The organism is Ruminococcus sp. MCC718 (assembly GCF_018783905.1).
Lineage (GTDB): Bacteria > Bacillota > Clostridia > Lachnospirales > Lachnospiraceae > Hominisplanchenecus > Hominisplanchenecus faecis.
Window position 1 is genome coordinate 1 of sequence record NZ_WQNP01000021.1, and the last position, 14,420, is coordinate 14,420.

At 42.7% G+C, this 14,420-nt stretch carries 16 protein-coding genes and 2 pseudogenes; 12 read left to right on the plus strand and 6 right to left on the minus strand.

Annotated features, from left to right (window positions below; all coding sequences use genetic code 11):
- From GPK60_RS02405 to GPK60_RS02420, 4 genes and pseudogenes are all read left to right on the plus strand, one after another.
- Positions 1 to 195, plus strand: a 195-nt coding sequence (locus GPK60_RS02405) for a zinc ribbon domain-containing protein (protein WP_215658780.1), incomplete at its 5' end; no start/stop codon positions are given.
- A gap of 148 nt (positions 196 to 343) precedes the next feature.
- A pseudogene (locus GPK60_RS02410) lies at positions 344 to 547 on the plus strand (PfkB family carbohydrate kinase); the annotation flags it as partial.
- A gap of 23 nt (positions 548 to 570) precedes the next feature.
- On the plus strand, positions 571 to 888 hold the full coding sequence (locus GPK60_RS02415) for a hypothetical protein (RefSeq protein ID WP_147632763.1): 318 nt from the start codon (positions 571 to 573) through the stop codon (positions 886 to 888).
- 68 nt (positions 889 to 956) lie between these two features.
- A complete protein-coding gene (locus tag GPK60_RS02420; protein ID WP_215658781.1) occupies positions 957 to 1,697 on the plus strand; it encodes an alpha/beta hydrolase in 741 nt (246 codons plus the stop codon).
- Positions 1,698 to 1,991: 294 nt separating this feature from the next.
- Here GPK60_RS02420 and GPK60_RS02425 read toward each other — a convergent pair whose 3' ends face one another.
- Positions 1,992 to 2,174 carry a hypothetical protein gene (locus GPK60_RS02425; RefSeq protein WP_008707686.1) on the minus strand — a complete coding sequence of 61 codons (183 nt, stop codon included), beginning with the start codon at positions 2,172 to 2,174 and terminating at the stop codon, positions 1,992 to 1,994.
- 129 nt (positions 2,175 to 2,303) lie between these two features.
- Here GPK60_RS02425 and GPK60_RS02430 point away from each other — a divergent pair, with 129 nt between their 5' ends.
- The 8 genes and pseudogenes from GPK60_RS02430 to GPK60_RS02465 all read left to right on the plus strand — a co-directional run bounded on the left by GPK60_RS02430 (position 2,304) and on the right by GPK60_RS02465 (position 8,431).
- The gene (locus GPK60_RS02430; RefSeq protein WP_055058584.1) at positions 2,304 to 2,978 is read left to right on the plus strand and encodes an alpha/beta hydrolase-fold protein; all 675 of its coding nucleotides are present in this window, start codon (positions 2,304 to 2,306) and stop codon (positions 2,976 to 2,978) included.
- A 20-nt stretch (positions 2,979 to 2,998) separates the two neighbouring features.
- Positions 2,999 to 4,474, plus strand: a complete 1,476-nt coding sequence (locus tag GPK60_RS02435; RefSeq protein ID WP_118069890.1) for an amino acid adenylation domain-containing protein — start codon at positions 2,999 to 3,001, stop codon at positions 4,472 to 4,474.
- A complete protein-coding gene (locus GPK60_RS02440; protein ID WP_008707691.1) occupies positions 4,474 to 4,944 on the plus strand; it encodes a GNAT family N-acetyltransferase in 471 nt (156 codons plus the stop codon). Before GPK60_RS02435 ends, GPK60_RS02440 begins: the two co-directional genes overlap by 1 nt.
- Positions 4,945 to 5,023: 79 nt before the next feature.
- Positions 5,024 to 5,918, plus strand: a pseudogene (locus GPK60_RS02445) (radical SAM protein).
- Positions 5,915 to 6,292 carry an MmcQ/YjbR family DNA-binding protein gene (locus GPK60_RS02450; RefSeq protein ID WP_008707693.1) on the plus strand — a complete coding sequence of 126 codons (378 nt, stop codon included), beginning with the start codon at positions 5,915 to 5,917 and terminating at the stop codon, positions 6,290 to 6,292. Before GPK60_RS02445 ends, GPK60_RS02450 begins: the two are co-directional and overlap by 4 nt.
- Before the next feature lie 119 nt (positions 6,293 to 6,411).
- Positions 6,412 to 6,849, plus strand: coding sequence for a radical SAM mobile pair system MarR family transcriptional regulator (locus GPK60_RS02455; protein ID WP_147632765.1), 438 nt, complete (start codon positions 6,412 to 6,414; stop codon positions 6,847 to 6,849).
- A complete protein-coding gene (locus GPK60_RS02460; RefSeq protein ID WP_215658782.1) occupies positions 6,846 to 7,535 on the plus strand; it encodes a radical SAM mobile pair protein A in 690 nt (229 codons plus the stop codon). Before GPK60_RS02455 ends, GPK60_RS02460 begins: the two co-directional genes overlap by 4 nt.
- Positions 7,523 to 8,431: a radical SAM mobile pair protein B gene (locus tag GPK60_RS02465; RefSeq protein ID WP_215658783.1), complete on the plus strand. Its 909-nt coding sequence runs from the start codon at positions 7,523 to 7,525 to the stop codon at positions 8,429 to 8,431. Before GPK60_RS02460 ends, GPK60_RS02465 begins: the two co-directional genes overlap by 13 nt.
- 455 nt (positions 8,432 to 8,886) lie before the next feature.
- Here GPK60_RS02465 and GPK60_RS02470 read toward each other — a convergent pair whose 3' ends face one another.
- The 5 genes from GPK60_RS02470 to guaA all read right to left on the minus strand — a co-directional run bounded on the left by GPK60_RS02470 (position 8,887) and on the right by guaA (position 14,227).
- Positions 8,887 to 9,741, minus strand: a complete 855-nt coding sequence (locus GPK60_RS02470) for a HAMP domain-containing sensor histidine kinase (protein ID WP_346727700.1) — start codon at positions 9,739 to 9,741, stop codon at positions 8,887 to 8,889.
- Positions 9,742 to 9,798: 57 nt separating this feature from the next.
- Positions 9,799 to 10,500 carry an ABC transporter permease gene (locus GPK60_RS02475; protein ID WP_252191267.1) on the minus strand — a complete coding sequence of 234 codons (702 nt, stop codon included), beginning with the start codon at positions 10,498 to 10,500 and terminating at the stop codon, positions 9,799 to 9,801.
- Between the two features lie 136 nt (positions 10,501 to 10,636).
- The gene (locus GPK60_RS02480) at positions 10,637 to 11,590 is read right to left on the minus strand and encodes an ABC transporter ATP-binding protein (RefSeq protein WP_173865491.1); all 954 of its coding nucleotides are present in this window, start codon (positions 11,588 to 11,590) and stop codon (positions 10,637 to 10,639) included.
- Between the two features lie 51 nt (positions 11,591 to 11,641).
- A complete protein-coding gene (locus GPK60_RS02485) occupies positions 11,642 to 12,361 on the minus strand; it encodes a response regulator transcription factor (RefSeq protein WP_008399859.1) in 720 nt (239 codons plus the stop codon).
- A 288-nt stretch (positions 12,362 to 12,649) separates the two neighbouring features.
- Positions 12,650 to 14,227: a glutamine-hydrolyzing GMP synthase gene (guaA, locus tag GPK60_RS02490; RefSeq protein WP_173865474.1), complete on the minus strand. Its 1,578-nt coding sequence runs from the start codon at positions 14,225 to 14,227 to the stop codon at positions 12,650 to 12,652.
- Positions 14,228 to 14,420 lie beyond the last annotated feature (193 nt).

The following is a 14,420-nucleotide window of genomic DNA, read 5'->3' on the forward strand; positions in this document are numbered from 1 at the left end:
AATGGCAGGAAATATGTCAAAATAGATACATTCTATGCCAGTAGTCAGCTGTGTTCCGTTTGTGGATACCAAAATACAGAGACAAAAAACCTGTCCGTAAGGGAATGGGTATGTCCTGTCTGTGGTACAACGCATGACAGAGATATCAATGCAGCAAAGAATATACTGGAAGAAGGATTAAGACGAATAGCATAAAAGGAATAACAATATAGGACAGGGACTGTCCGAATTAACGCCTGTGGAGATAGTAGGTTGCGAGGTCTGCGAAGCAGGAAGCCCATTGGCTTTAGACAATGGGTAGTTCACCAATTATAAAGGACTATTTAATGCATCTTTAGCTGATAAAGGAAGTGTTACATATTATAATGGTGAAAAGTATTTTGTCCCGGCTGATGAAGCTTTAGAAATAGTTGATACTACTGGTTGCGGAGATAGCTACCATGCAGGCTTTGTGTGTTCTCATATGTTAATTGGTGATATTTACGAGGCTATGAGAGTTGGTACAGAATTTGCAACAGAGACATTGTCTCATTATGGTGGCTTTTAATTCGATTTGTAAGGAGAAACAATATGATAGGGTTTATTATATGGTCACTTTTCGGAGTGTTTATAATTGGACTAGGAATAAAAGATATGTTTTCTAAGAATCTGGTTGGATTCTGGGCTAATACCGAAACAATAAAAGTAAAAGATGTGAAAGGTTACAATCGTGCGACCGGACGATTGTTTATAATCTATGGAATCGTTTTTATTATATTAGGCATTCCGCTGTTAGAAGGTCAAAATACACCATACATTCTGTGGTCGGTTATTGGTGTGATGGTGGAAACGATTGCAATTATGGCTGTTTATAGTTTAGGTATCGTTAAAAAATATGAAGAAAAGTAAATAAATTCCCGTTTATTGGGAAGTCGCAGAGAACGAAAAATCGGAAGTTTACAGCGAGGTGAAAGAGGTTGAATTATGTAGAATATGGAAAAGAAAACAGCGATGTAATTATCCTCTTACACGGAGGCGGTTTATCATGGTGGAATTACAAAGAGGTTGCTGAAAGACTTCAAACAGATTATCATGTGGTTTTGCCTATATTAGATGGTCATGCAGGATGTGATAAGCAGTTTACGACGATAGAGAATAATGCTTTGGATATTATAGAATTTGTAAATAGCAAATTGGGGGGTTCTGTTTTAATGATGGGAGGACTATCGCTTGGAGGGCAGATTTTGCTTGAAATTTTATCTCAGCGCAAAGATATATGTAGGTATGCAATAGTGGAAAGTGTACTTGTGATACCTTCAAAATTTACATATTCTATGATTAAACCGGCGTTTGGAAGTTGCTATGGCTTAATAAAGTATAAGTGGTTTTCAAAATTGCAATTCAAATCACTACGAATAAAGTCGAATTTGTTTGATGAATATTACAAAGATACTTGTGCTATTAGAAAGAGTGATATGATTGCCTTTTTACAGGAAAACTCAGTATATTCACTAAAAGATGGCATTGGAGAGTGTGAAGCAACCGTTCAAATTTATGTTGGAGAAAAAGAAAAGCAATCAATGAAAAAATCTGCTAAAATCATTCATGAAAAATTGCAGGATAGTTTTATACAAGTTCTTCCTAATATGTATCATGGAGAGTTTTCAATAAACCACGCAGATGATTATGTGAGAAAACTATTAGAAATAGTAAAGTGAAGGTAACTTTCAGTCTTCAGCAGAGACTGAAAGCAACAGAAGATTTGAATTGACCGAGCTCTTTGAGCGAGGGATACTTCTTGTCCGAAGGGCAAGAAGGTGGAACTGAGAAGAATTAAAACAATCGAAATTGTGCGCCCAGACAAGGGCGAGTAGTCTAGCAGGTGGAATGCCTGTCTGGTAAGGTCTAACCAACCGCCAGTAGCGAGTCTTGGGTGACTGCCAGTAATGGTAGTTGCTAAGCGTAGACAGCGAGAAAATAGAGAGTGTGATTGAGCCTCGAAATTTTGATATCTAGAAGGCTGACGTTTTAATTCCAGCGGAAAGCAACACAAACCAAATCGTCATGGTAATCTGTGTTTTCCACTTTCCCTGAAGCATCAGAAGCAGCGGCGTGACCGGGCTGTTGCCCAGATCGGTGACGATTCCCTTCTTGACATCGCGCAGATATTCCTCATATGTCATGATATGATCCATCTTGATTCCTCCTGTTTATAGCCTTGGTCAGTAGTTTGATACTATGTACGAACTTTCTGCGTACTTGCTTTCGTTTTCGGATACCGTACAATATTTATACAATGAATCGTCAAGAGAGGAGGCAACAAAGTGACTTCTTTAACCATAGAACAAAAAAGAGTGGACATATACCCAAGCGCAAAGCCGGGCAGCCCAGTTATCTATCTCAACACCTTTTCCAATGCCGTTAACAGTGTGTATAAAAACCTGATGGCGCTCGGCTGCCCAGATTTCTGTCTGGTGGCGGTCAGTGAGCTGAAATGGGATCATGACATGACACCGTGGTATATGGGGCCGATCTCTAAACACGATACGCCCTGCACCGGGGGTGCGGATGATTACCTGAAACTGCTTCTGGATGAAATTATGCCGGAAGCGGAAGCGCTCCTTCCCGGTGCGCCCGCCTGGCGGGGCCTCGCCGGTTACTCGCTGGCCGGGCTGTTCGCCCTCTACGCTCTCTACCAAACGGATGTGTTTGCCCGCGCAGCGAGTATGTCAGGTTCCTTCTGGTTTGAGGGCATCATGGAATATGTGTGCTCCCATGAGATGAAGCGCAAACCTGACTGTCTGTATTTTTCTCTCGGAGACAAGGAGAGCTCCACCGATAATCCGATTTTGAACGTTGTACAGCAGAATACGCAGGAGATAGAAACACTGTGCCACGGGAAAGGCATCGAAACCACCTTCGTACTGAACAGTGGCAGCCACTATCAGGCGTGCAACAAGCGCACAGCGGCTGGCATTCACTGGATATTAAATAGATAAACCGACAAGGAGATAAAACGATGGATACGATTTATTCGCTTTTTCAGAAAGTAGTTAAAGAACATGAAAATGCCCCGGCTATCATTGAAAACGACCGCGCCATGACTTTTGGAGAGCTGTCCAACATGGTAGATATGATCACGTGCAGCTTTCCGCAGGAAGTACACAGCATCGGCATCGTCATGCGTCACCGAACCGAGATGATTGCCTCGATTCTGGCGGTACTCAAATGCGGCGGCCGATATGTCCCAGCCGAGCCGGATTTTCCCACCGGGCGCATCCATGACATGATGACCGAGGCACAGGTGGATTTTGTGCTGACGGAACACGCCTTTGCGCCCAAACTGAGCAGTTTCCCCATCCGCTATACAGATTGTGAGATCTGCGGCGTGGAGACGCCCTCCTGGAAGCGCAACGCCATCGAAGACCCGGAACGCCCCGCCTATGTGCTGTATACGTCAGGTACCACCGGGCGGCCCAAAGGTGTCTGTGTCACCAACCGCAATGTTTGCCATTATGTCCGTGCCTTTGCCAACGAGTTCCATCCCGGCCCCGGTGATGTCATGCTACAATATTCCGTCTGTTCTTTTGACATCTTTGTGGAGGAAGTGTTCACCAGTCTGCTGAATGGTGCCGCTCTGGCCATCCCCGCTGACGAGGATAAGGCCGACATCCATGCGTTGATGGCTTTTGTGGAACGTCACCATGTGACTATGATCAGCGGCTTTCCGTATCTGCTGGCAGAAATGAACCACCTGTCTGTCATTCCGTCCTCTCTGCGGCTGCTTATCAGCGGCGGCGATGTGTTGCGGGGCGTTTATGTGGATCACCTGCTGAACAAAGCAGAGGTTTACAACACCTACGGCCCCTCCGAGACAACGGTCTGCGCCTCCTATTACCGTTGTAATAGTGGAACTGTGCTGGAGGACGGTACCTATCCCATCGGTCATCCTGTACTAGGTGCGCAGATCAGGATTCTGGATCAGTCTGGCAACGAGGTTGCCAAAGGGCAGACGGGTGAGATTTGCATTTATGGCGGCGGTGTATCTCTGGGCTACATTGGCGACCATGCCGAGGAAAACAGCGCTTTTGAGCGGCAGCCGGACGGTAGCACCATGTACCGCAGCGGCGATTTGGGCTATATCCTGCCGGATGGCAACATTGCATTCCTGCACCGCAAGGACGACCAGATCATGATTTACGGCAAGCGGGTGGAACTTGCCGAGGTGGAGTCCCGGCTCTATCGGTGCAAGGATGTGCAGCAGGCTATTGTCCGGGCTTTTACAGACGAGGATGGACTGTCCTATATGACCGCCTATGTGGTGCCTTCCGACAATAAGCTGAAAGTCTCGGAAGTAAAAAAAGAACTGTCTGAAAATCTGACTTCCTTTATGATCCCAGAGTTCTTTGTGAAGATGAAACAGATTCCTTTGAATGTCAACGGTAAGCCGGATGTGTCGAAACTGCCGGTGGTAATGAAAGCGGGGGCATTATAATGGAGATTCAGATCCGGCAGGCCACGATCCAGGACCTGAATGTATTGATGCAATGGCGAATGGAAGTCTTGCATGAGGTATTCTCCATCCCCTCGGAGCGGTCTGTAACAGAGCTGGAATCGGAAAATCGCCGCTACTATCAAACAGAACTGCCGCAGGGCGGACATATTGCCTGCTTTGCCTACGTAGGGGAGGAAATCGTCGGCTGCGGCGGGATATGCCTCTATCATGAGATGCCCTCACCGGACAATCTAAACGGGAAATGTGCCTACCTGATGAACATTTATACCCGGCCACAGTTTCGCGGACACGGCATAGGGAACAGAATCGTCAGGTGGCTTGTAGAGCAGGCTCGTCAGCGGCATATTTCAAAAATATATCTTGAAACCTCAGACAAAGGCAGGCCGCTGTATCAAACAATCGGTTTTGCCGATATGAAGGATATGATGAAACTGTCCCGTGAAAAATAAGCAAAATCAAAGGAGCATACATACAATGGAGCCAATCATCTGAAACGTTGAAGTAAAAAGCGTCCTCACAAAATCCAATTTGCCTGTGAGTGATTATTATTCGGTCAATCCTTATGTGGGCTGTGGCCACGGCTGCAAATATTGCTACGCATCTTTTATGAAGCGTTTTACCAATCACCCGGAGCCCTGGGGAGAGTTCATAGACGTTAAATTTTGGCCGGAAATCAAACACCCGGAGCGGTATGCAGGGAAAGAACTGTTTCTCTGTTACGTGACCGACCCATATCAGCCGCTGGAGGAAACCGCCTGCCGCACCCGCGCCATTTTAGAGCAGATGCAGGGCAGCGGATGTAGCCTCAGTATTGCTACCAAGTCTGACCTGGTGCTGCGTGACCTTGACCTCATTAAAACATTCCCCAATGCGCGGGTATCCTGGTCGATCAAACACACTGGACGAAGATTTTCGCACTGATATGGACAATGCAGTGAGCATTGAGCGGCGGCTGGCCGCTATGAAAGCATTCCATGATGCTGGTGTGCGCACCACCTGCTTTATCTCGCCGATTTTCCCCGGCCTCACCGACCTGCCCTCCATCATCCACCGGGCGAAGAATCAATGTAATTTGGTCTGGCTGGAAAACCTAAACTTGCGGGGCGGTTATAAGAAAACGATTTTTGACTATATAACGGAAAAACATCCAGACCTGCTGCCGCTGTACGATACCATTTACAATAAAAAAGAACGCAGCTACTGGTCAATGCTGGATGCGCAGATGCGGCAGTTTTGCCAAGAGGAAGGGCTACTGTATGTCCGGGATGATGATTCCATCAAACGCCCGTTCAACGATCCGCCTATCGTGGTCAATTATTTTTTCCACGAAGAGATTATCCCTCGGCCAAAATGCAGAAGAACAGGTCATCAAAACTATATAGTAACATGCAGAAAGCTAGAAGTTGTAGAGGTGAGGTTATGAAACGTGCAGAATTAGAATCATTTATAATGGAGACATATAACGCTGAGACAGATTATCCGTGGCTCAAATATCCGAATTATGAGGTGTTCCGGCATTGTAATAATCGGAAGTGGTTTGCTCTGATTATGGATGTACCAAAGAACAAGCTGGGGCTGCAAGGCGAAGAAATGCTGAAAGTGGTCGATTTCAAATGTGACCCAATTCTGATTGGCACACTACGAGAGGAACCCGGCTTCTTCCCGGCGTATCACATGAGCAAGGATAGCTGGATTACTGTTGCACTGGATGGCAGCGTATCAGATGACAAAACCAAAATGTTGCTTGATATGAGTTATGAAGCAACGATACCCAAAACATGCAAAAAGAGATACTGACAAATTCCCGTTTGGAGAATTGAAAAAATCGAAAGTTACTTCTACTTAGACATACAAACTGTTGACAATAAAACTCCTATATAGTATTATTTGACAAAATACTATATAGGAGTTTTTATATGAAAATGAATGGAGGATTTCTTGTCACCAAAATAAAACAGCTTGGAGACCGGATTTTCGAGAAGATTCTCAGTGAAAAGAATATTGATGCGTTTAATGGAGCCCAGGGGCGTATTCTTTATGTGCTGTGGCAGGAGGATGGTATCTCAATCAGGTCACTCTCGACTAAATGCGGATTAGCGATAACATCTCTTACTACGATGCTGGAAAGAATGGAAAATCAAGGGCTGATAAGCCGTGTTCAGTCTGAAACGGACAAAAGGAAAACACTCCTGTTTCTGACTGAGAAAGCACATGCCTTAAAGGGTGAGTACGATTCTGTATCTGATGAGATGGGCAGTATTTACTACAAAGATTTTTCAGAGGAAGAAATTACCTGGTTTGAGGAATGCCTCGACCGCATCAGAAAGAATCTTGAGGAGTGGCAGAAGTCATGAGTATTTGTATCAAAGATCAGATTCAGAACATGAATATCGTCATTGGCTGCACAGTGGGGTGTTCATATTGCTATGCCCGCAACAACGTGAAACGCTGGCATATGATTGATGACTTCGCTGACCCTGAATTCTTTCCGGGTAAGCTTAAGATGATGGAAAAGAAACGTCCGCAGAACTTTCTTCTTACCGGCATGAGCGATCTCTCCGGATGGAAGCCGGAATGGAGAGACGAGGTATTTGTAAAGATCCGTGAAAATCCACAGCATCAGTTCCTGTTCCTTACCAAGCGACCTGATTTGCTGGATTTTGATACCAATCTGGAAAACGCATGGTTTGGCGTTACGGTGACGAGGAAAGCAGAACGGTGGCGTATCGACGCCCTTCGGAAAAACGTTAGAGCAAAACATTACCATGTTACCTTTGAGCCGTTATTCGATGATCCCGGCACAGTTGACCTTTCTGGAATCAATTGGATCGTTGTCGGCACCATGACCGGAGCTCAGAGCAGGAAGATTCATACGGAGCCGGAATGGGCATGGTCTCTGACGGACCAGGCACATAAGCTCGGCATTCCGGTGTTTATGAAGGAAGACCTTGTCCCTATCATAGGGGATGAAAATATGATTCAGGAAATGCCGGAAGAATTTAATAAAGTGTTAGAGGTACAGAAATCATGGAAGAAGTAATGAATGGAATCCTCATTCGTGAGGTGGAAACAAAGAACATCATGACTAAGTCTAGTCTGCCGGTAGGCGGTTACTCGGTCAATCCCTATGTGGGCTGTACACATGCCTGCAAGTATTGCTATGCTTCTTTTATGAAGCGCTTTACCGGGCACAAGGAGGAATGGGGCACTTTCCTTGATGTGAAGCATTGGCCGGAAATTAAAAATCCGAAGAAATATGCCGGACAGCGGGTGGTCATCGGTTCTGTGACAGATGGCTACAATCCACAGGAGGAGCAATTCGGGAATACCAGAAAACTTCTGGAGCAGCTGATCGGCAGTGACGCAGATATTCTGATCTGCACAAAGTCGGATCTTGTGGTACGGGATATTGATCTGTTGAAGAAGCTTGGACGAGTAACCGTTTCATGGTCGATCAATACACTGGATGAAAATTTCAAGAACGATATGGACTCTGCTTCTAGCATTGAGCACCGTATCGCTGCTATGAAGCAGGTATATGAAGCAGGTATCCGTACAGTCTGTTTCGTATCCCCGGTATTCCCCGGTATCACGGATTTTGAAGCAATCTTTGAGCGGGTAAAGGATCAGTGCGATCTGTTCTGGCTCGAAAATCTCAATCTTCGAGGCGGTTTTAAAAAGACAATTATGGATTATATCGCTGGAAAATATCCTGATCTTGTACCGCTTTATGATGAGATTTATAACAAGTATAACCGCAGCTACTTTGAAGCACTTGAAGTAAAAGCTGAGGAAATGGCTAAGAAGTATGATTGTCCCTTTGTGGATAATGAAATGCCTTATGACAGAGTCGTGCAGGGACATCCGGTGATTGTAGATTATTTCTATCATGAGGAAATCCGAGGGACAGAGAATACAGGAAAAAGAAATCGTTAAACAGAAAGAACAAAAGTTACATTGCATAAATGTAGTCCCTATTCCATCTGTTATACTATTAAAATAAATAGTGACTTATAAATTTGATAATATCTTCTAATTCAGAAGTTGATTCGTTAACATGAACATATCAAGTAACTTACATAGATATGAAACAGGAGGTTCGGCACAAGGCTCAGTAATGAGTCCGATGCTTGCAAATATATACATGACTATAAGCAGTTCCACTGGAAGTCAAACTCAACGCTATATTCAAGCAAACGCTCTTGGGAAGCTTTATTGCCAGCTTAGTTTGTCATAATAAGAAAAACCTTACCGATATTCAGTTTTTGACTTCTGAAAATCAGTAAGGTTTCTTTAATACTTTAATATACGTTATGAAATAAAACGAAGTGTAGAATCGCGTGCCAAGTCTCACGTGCGTTCGACTTGAACTCTTGAATAATCGCAAAATACTATTTAGCATCGGTTACAATCGGAAAGTTCATTTCAACAATAAACTCTTTTTTTTCTATTTTTGCTTCAATCTCTCCATCCATCCGACTAACCAACTCCTTTGCAATAGATAGTCCCAATCCAGTAGATGTTTTACTTCTGGCAACATCTGCTTTATAAAATCGCTCAAATACCTGATCTATATTAATCTGTTCTGGATGTGTAACCTGATTGCTGATTCTAAGCACCGCCTGATTTTGATCACGTTCCAACACAATGCTAATCTTCTTTTCTCCATGATCCAGCCCATTTTTTATCACATTCTGGATAACACGGCGGAGTCCCTGCCTGTTTCCATGTATATACAACTGTTCTTCCGTAATCTGAATATCCGGCTGAATTTCCATTCTTACCCATTCATCATAGTATGAAAAAACTGTTTCTTTCAAAATCCGGTTCATACAGCACAATGTCAATTCAAAACTGTAAGATTCGTTTTTTAACTTTGTAAACATAAAAAGTTCTTCCAACATTTCATTCAGACTATGAATTCTTTCGTGGATAATGCTTAAATAACGTTTCTGATCCTCTATATTTTTACATTCTTCCATTAGCTGGAAATATCCGTCCAAAGATGTCAGTGGTGTGCGGATATCATGAGAAAGATTTGTATAAGTGTCCGCAATCAGAGCTTCTTTCTCCTGATAATACTGCTTCTCTTTTCTTCGCAGTTCCAGAAGCTCATTCAACTTGTCAGAAAGCTTTCCTATTCCACCCACATCAAATTCATGGTTAATCAACATGTTACTGTCATGTTTCATCATAAACGCCAATTGGCGGCAGATGTCTTTCACCTGCCGCTGGTATTTCCACATAATAATAAATTGTAAGATAATAATTCCTGCTAATATCCCAATTACGATATACATCCGTTAAATATCCCTCTTTTGAAAAACAACGCTGCTTACTGATATCATCATAACGATGAACACTATTGCCACACCAAATGCCGCCAAACACTCATTTCCACTCGGATTCATAGGAAGCAGTGATAATTTTCCTGTTATCGTATACTTATAAATCTGGAAATTCTGAATTCCTATTTTTTGAATAACACTATTGATCACCCCATACACAATGGTCATTACATTCATGCTAAGACAGACAGCAATGACCATGCTGATTACATTATTTTTCAAAATAATTGCAATCGCCATACAAATCAGCACAAGTGCATAATGAAGAGCCAGTTCAGTCACAAAATAAGATAAAATTGCCTTTGTATTTCCCCATTCCAATTCCCCGAAAAAAATACCATTCGCCGCTGCCTGAAATAAGAATGCACCTGCCATTGTCAGTACCGTAAAGACAGCCAAGGCAATTGCCCTGGAAAAAATCAGAGTTCCTCTATTTCTAATCTGACCTCCTATATTCTTAATATATCCGCTGCTGATATCCGCTGTTGAAAACAGAACAGTAAAAATCACCAAAAGCAGTGCATACAATTTTCCTTGGGAATTGGCAAAAAAGATATCATATACCGTCACCTTTTCTCCCGGCTCCGTAGGCAGCGTTACCATCATTCCCACATTAATATTATCCACAGTAGGTTCAGTAACCTGCTCCTGTTTCATGGCATCCTTTTCAGTCGAAAGCTCATAATCTGTCTTGCATAAAGATGTTGTAATCAATAATATTGCTGCCAGTACGATCCAGATTACATACATACTTTTGGTTTTAAGCATCCGGTATAAATCCATTTTTATTATATTAAGCATGATCCGCACCTCCCGTCAGATTCAGAAAATAAGTTTCCAGTTCTTCACTGGTTATGGAAATCCCTTTTACCGGAATTCCTGACTTTGCAAGTTCCATATTCAACGCTGCACTTTCATTCAATCGTTCAAAAATATGAATATGCTCTTTATCTGTTACCTGATAGTTGGTAAATCCCATAGAATCCATCACCGGAATCGCCTGTTTCGGATGATCCAATGTCAACTCTATCCGTTCACTGCATCTTCTTATTAATTCTTCTCTTGTAATTTCCTGTAATAAACTTCCATTATGAATAATTCCATAATCAGTAGCAATCTTCGATAATTCCTCAAGAATATGACTGGAAATGCATATTGTCATATTCTTCTCTTTCTGAAGTCTCTGAATCGTATCCCGGATCTCTGCAATACCCTGTGGATCCAATCCATTGATTGGCTCATCAAGAACTAATAAATCTGGGTCTCCAACCAAAGCAAGACCAATTCCCAAACGCTGTTTCATTCCAAGTGAAAAATGTTTTGTTTTTTTCTTTCCCACATCCTCCAGACCGATAATTCTCAATATTTCTTCAATATAACTTTTTTTCTTTATTCCAAACAGCTTGCATTTGATATTCAGATTTTCATATGCAGTCATATTTCCATAAAGTCCCGGTGCCTCAATCAGACATCCTATCCGTGATCGAACTTTTTGCAAATCCTTTCCCTTGTATCCGAACATCTCGATTTCTCCACAAGTTGGCTTGGAAAGTCCACTGATCATCTTCAGACAAGTTGTCTTCCCAGCTCCATTCCGACCGATAAAACCATAAATAGCACCTTTTTTAATATGCATATTGACACTGTCCACAGCTTTATGGTGTCCATATTGCTTAGTCAAATTTCTTGTTTCCAATAACATTTCGCTCAAGTTTTTCATCTCCTTTTTCTTATCTGCATTTATCATAAAGGAATAATCCTAATCAAACGCAAATAAATAGTAAAAAAAGAGTAAAGATTATAGATGAAGACGATAACCGATTCCCCAGACTGTTTCAATATATTCCTCAGATGTAACTGTTTTTATCTTTTTGCGAATATTGCTTATATGTACATCCAGAGTTTTTGTTTCACCCATATATGGTTCGTCCCACGCATATTCAAAAATGTCCTCTTTACTGAAAACCTGCTTCGGATTTCTAAGCAGTAATTCTAAAATCGCAAACTCCTGTCTTGTTATCTTAGGAAGTATTTTTCCACCAATGCTGACCTGAAAAGTAGCTTTGTTCAATACCATCTCTCTGAACGAAAGGTTAGATTCTTTTATTTCCTTTTCTTCTGTATGACGAAGCTGTACCTGAATTCTTGCCAGTACCTCTCTGATTTCAAAAGGTTTCGTTATATAATCATCAGCCCCACTAGTTAAAACCTTTACCTTTTCATCCAAGCTATCTTTCGCAGTCAAAACAATAACCGGAAGATTTCCCTTTTTCCGTATTTCCTCCAGAACTGCTTCTCCTGTAATTCCCGGCAACATCAAATCCAGCAACACCAGTGCATAGCTATGCTCCTGCATATTCAAAAGCAGCTTTGCCTCAGTTCCGGAAAACGCCTGCTCACAGGAATAGCCTGCTTTGGATAATGCTTCCTGAAGCAGATTATTGATATTTGTATCATCTTCTACAATCAGTATTTTCTGCATGATAGTTCTCTCCTCTATTTTACACTGTGAAAACATTATTTTCTTGCATTATACGCTTTTCCCTTTTTTCCCGCAATTACTCCCCACAGATCCCCGGAATTCTCCAGTATATAACATACTTTTTGTTCCAGCTGAACTTATAATTTTCAGTATTCCTGTGCTTCCAAGATGCATATATCACTTTTTCCTTACCATTATGCCTTCATTTTTCCATCAGTGCTTTCGCAACCCTTATCCCGCCCACAAATAGAGCCAAACTAGAGCCATTCGATAAAACAAATGCCGAAAACCCGCATAAATACAGGCTTTCGGCATTTTAGTCCGTTATTCGAATTCGATAGTTCCAGGTGGTTTGCTGGTCAGATCATAAAATACTCGGTTGACTCCGCGAACTTCGTTGATGATTCTGCTCATGACGCTCTGCAGTACTGCAAATGGAATTTCTGCCGCTTCGGCGGTCATAAAGTCGACGGTATTAACTGCACGAAGTGCAACTGCATAGTCATACGTTCTTTCGTCACCCATTACACCAACGGAACGCATGTTAGTCAGGGCTGCGAAATACTGGTTCGGCATCCAGGATGGTGCTGTTCCATGCTCTGCTTTGTAAGCTGCAACTGCTTTGTCCACTTCGTCACGGTAAATGTAATCGGCATCCTGGACGATGCGGACTTTTTCTGCATTTACCTCACCGATGATACGGATTCCAAGACCAGGACCCGGGAATGGCTGACGGAATACCAGTTTTTCCGGAATGCCGAGTTCCAGTCCAGCTTTGCGGACTTCATCTTTGAAGAGGTCACGCAGCGGCTCGATGATTTCTTTGAAATCTACGAAATCCGGAAGGCCGCCTACATTGTGATGGGATTTGATCACTGCGGATTCTCCGCCGAGACCGCTCTCTACAACGTCCGGATAAATGGTTCCCTGTGCCAGGAAATCTACAGCTCCGATTTTCTTTGCTTCTTCTTCAAAAATGCGGATAAATTCTTCACCGATGATTTTACGTTTTGCTTCCGGCTCGGTAACACCTGCCAGTTTTTTGTAATATCTTTCCTGTGCATTCACACGGATGAAATTCAGATCAAACTGACCGTTCGGTCCAAATACACCTTCTACTTCATCGCCTTCGTCTTTACGCAGCAGACCGTGATCTACGAATACACAGGTAAGCTGTTTGCCGATGGCTCTGGAAAGAAGACCTGCTGCAACGGAAGAATCTACGCCGCCTGAAAGTGCAAGCAGTACTTTTCCGTCTCCTACTTTTTCGCGGATCTCTTTGATCGTGTTCTCTACAAATGCATCCATTTTCCAGTCGCCTTTGCAGCCGCATACATTTTTGACGAAGTTGTTGATCATCTTCGTTCCTTCTGCAGTGTGGAGTACTTCCGGATGGAACTGGATCGCATAGAGTTTTTCTGCTTCGTTTTCTGCTGCTGCTACCGGACAGTCTGCGGTGTGTGCAGAGATTTCAAATCCCGGTGCAACTTTTGAGATATAATCGAAGTGGCTCATCCAGCATGTAGTCTGTGCAGACACACCCTGGAATATTTTTGAATCTTTTTTATCGATAAATACTTCGGTTTTTCCATATTCTCTGACATCAGCACGCTCTACTTTTCCGCCAAGCACGTGTGACATCAGCTGTGCACCATAACACAGTCCAAGCACCGGAATGCCAAGTTTGAAAAGTTCATCGGTGTATGTTGGAGAATCCGGCTCGTAACAGCTGTTCGGCCCGCCTGTCAGGATGATTCCCTTTGGATTCATCGCTTTGATTTTTTCAATATCGGTTTTGTAAGAATAAATCTCGCAATAGACATTGCATTCTCTTACGCGTCGGGCAACCAGCTGGTTATACTGTCCACCGAAGTCCAATACGATTACTACTTCTTCTTTCAAAGTCCTTCCTCCTGTTTTTAATCTGTTGAATGTTTATCGCTGATATCTTTTCATTATAATGTAAATATTCTTTATTTACAAGTTTATTCTTTTGCACAATTGAGGAACTTAAAATTTCACAGAAGATTTTTTATAAACATAAAGATATCAATGCCATGCAGGGCTTTGGAAGCATGAATGTTGTGTTCTGGAG

Coding starts and splice junctions, on each gene's coding strand:
- GPK60_RS02415 (WP_147632763.1), top strand. CDS start 571: ATGATAGGGTTTATTATATGGTCACTTTTCGGAGTGTTTATAATTGGA.
- GPK60_RS02425 (WP_008707686.1), bottom strand. CDS start 2,174: ATGGATCATATCATGACATATGAGGAATATCTGCGCGATGTCAAGAAG.
- GPK60_RS02435 (WP_118069890.1), top strand. CDS start 2,999: ATGGATACGATTTATTCGCTTTTTCAGAAAGTAGTTAAAGAACATGAA.
- GPK60_RS02440 (WP_008707691.1), top strand. CDS start 4,474: ATGGAGATTCAGATCCGGCAGGCCACGATCCAGGACCTGAATGTATTG.
- GPK60_RS02450 (WP_008707693.1), top strand. CDS start 5,915: ATGAAACGTGCAGAATTAGAATCATTTATAATGGAGACATATAACGCT.
- GPK60_RS02455 (WP_147632765.1), top strand. CDS start 6,412: ATGAAAATGAATGGAGGATTTCTTGTCACCAAAATAAAACAGCTTGGA.
- GPK60_RS02460 (WP_215658782.1), top strand. CDS start 6,846: ATGAGTATTTGTATCAAAGATCAGATTCAGAACATGAATATCGTCATT.
- GPK60_RS02465 (WP_215658783.1), top strand. CDS start 7,523: ATGGAAGAAGTAATGAATGGAATCCTCATTCGTGAGGTGGAAACAAAG.
- GPK60_RS02470 (WP_346727700.1), bottom strand. CDS start 9,741: ATGTGGAAATACCAGCGGCAGGTGAAAGACATCTGCCGCCAATTGGCG.
- GPK60_RS02475 (WP_252191267.1), bottom strand. CDS start 10,500: ATGAAACAGGAGCAGGTTACTGAACCTACTGTGGATAATATTAATGTG.
- GPK60_RS02480 (WP_173865491.1), bottom strand. CDS start 11,590: ATGATAAATGCAGATAAGAAAAAGGAGATGAAAAACTTGAGCGAAATG.
- GPK60_RS02485 (WP_008399859.1), bottom strand. CDS start 12,361: ATGTTTTCACAGTGTAAAATAGAGGAGAGAACTATCATGCAGAAAATA.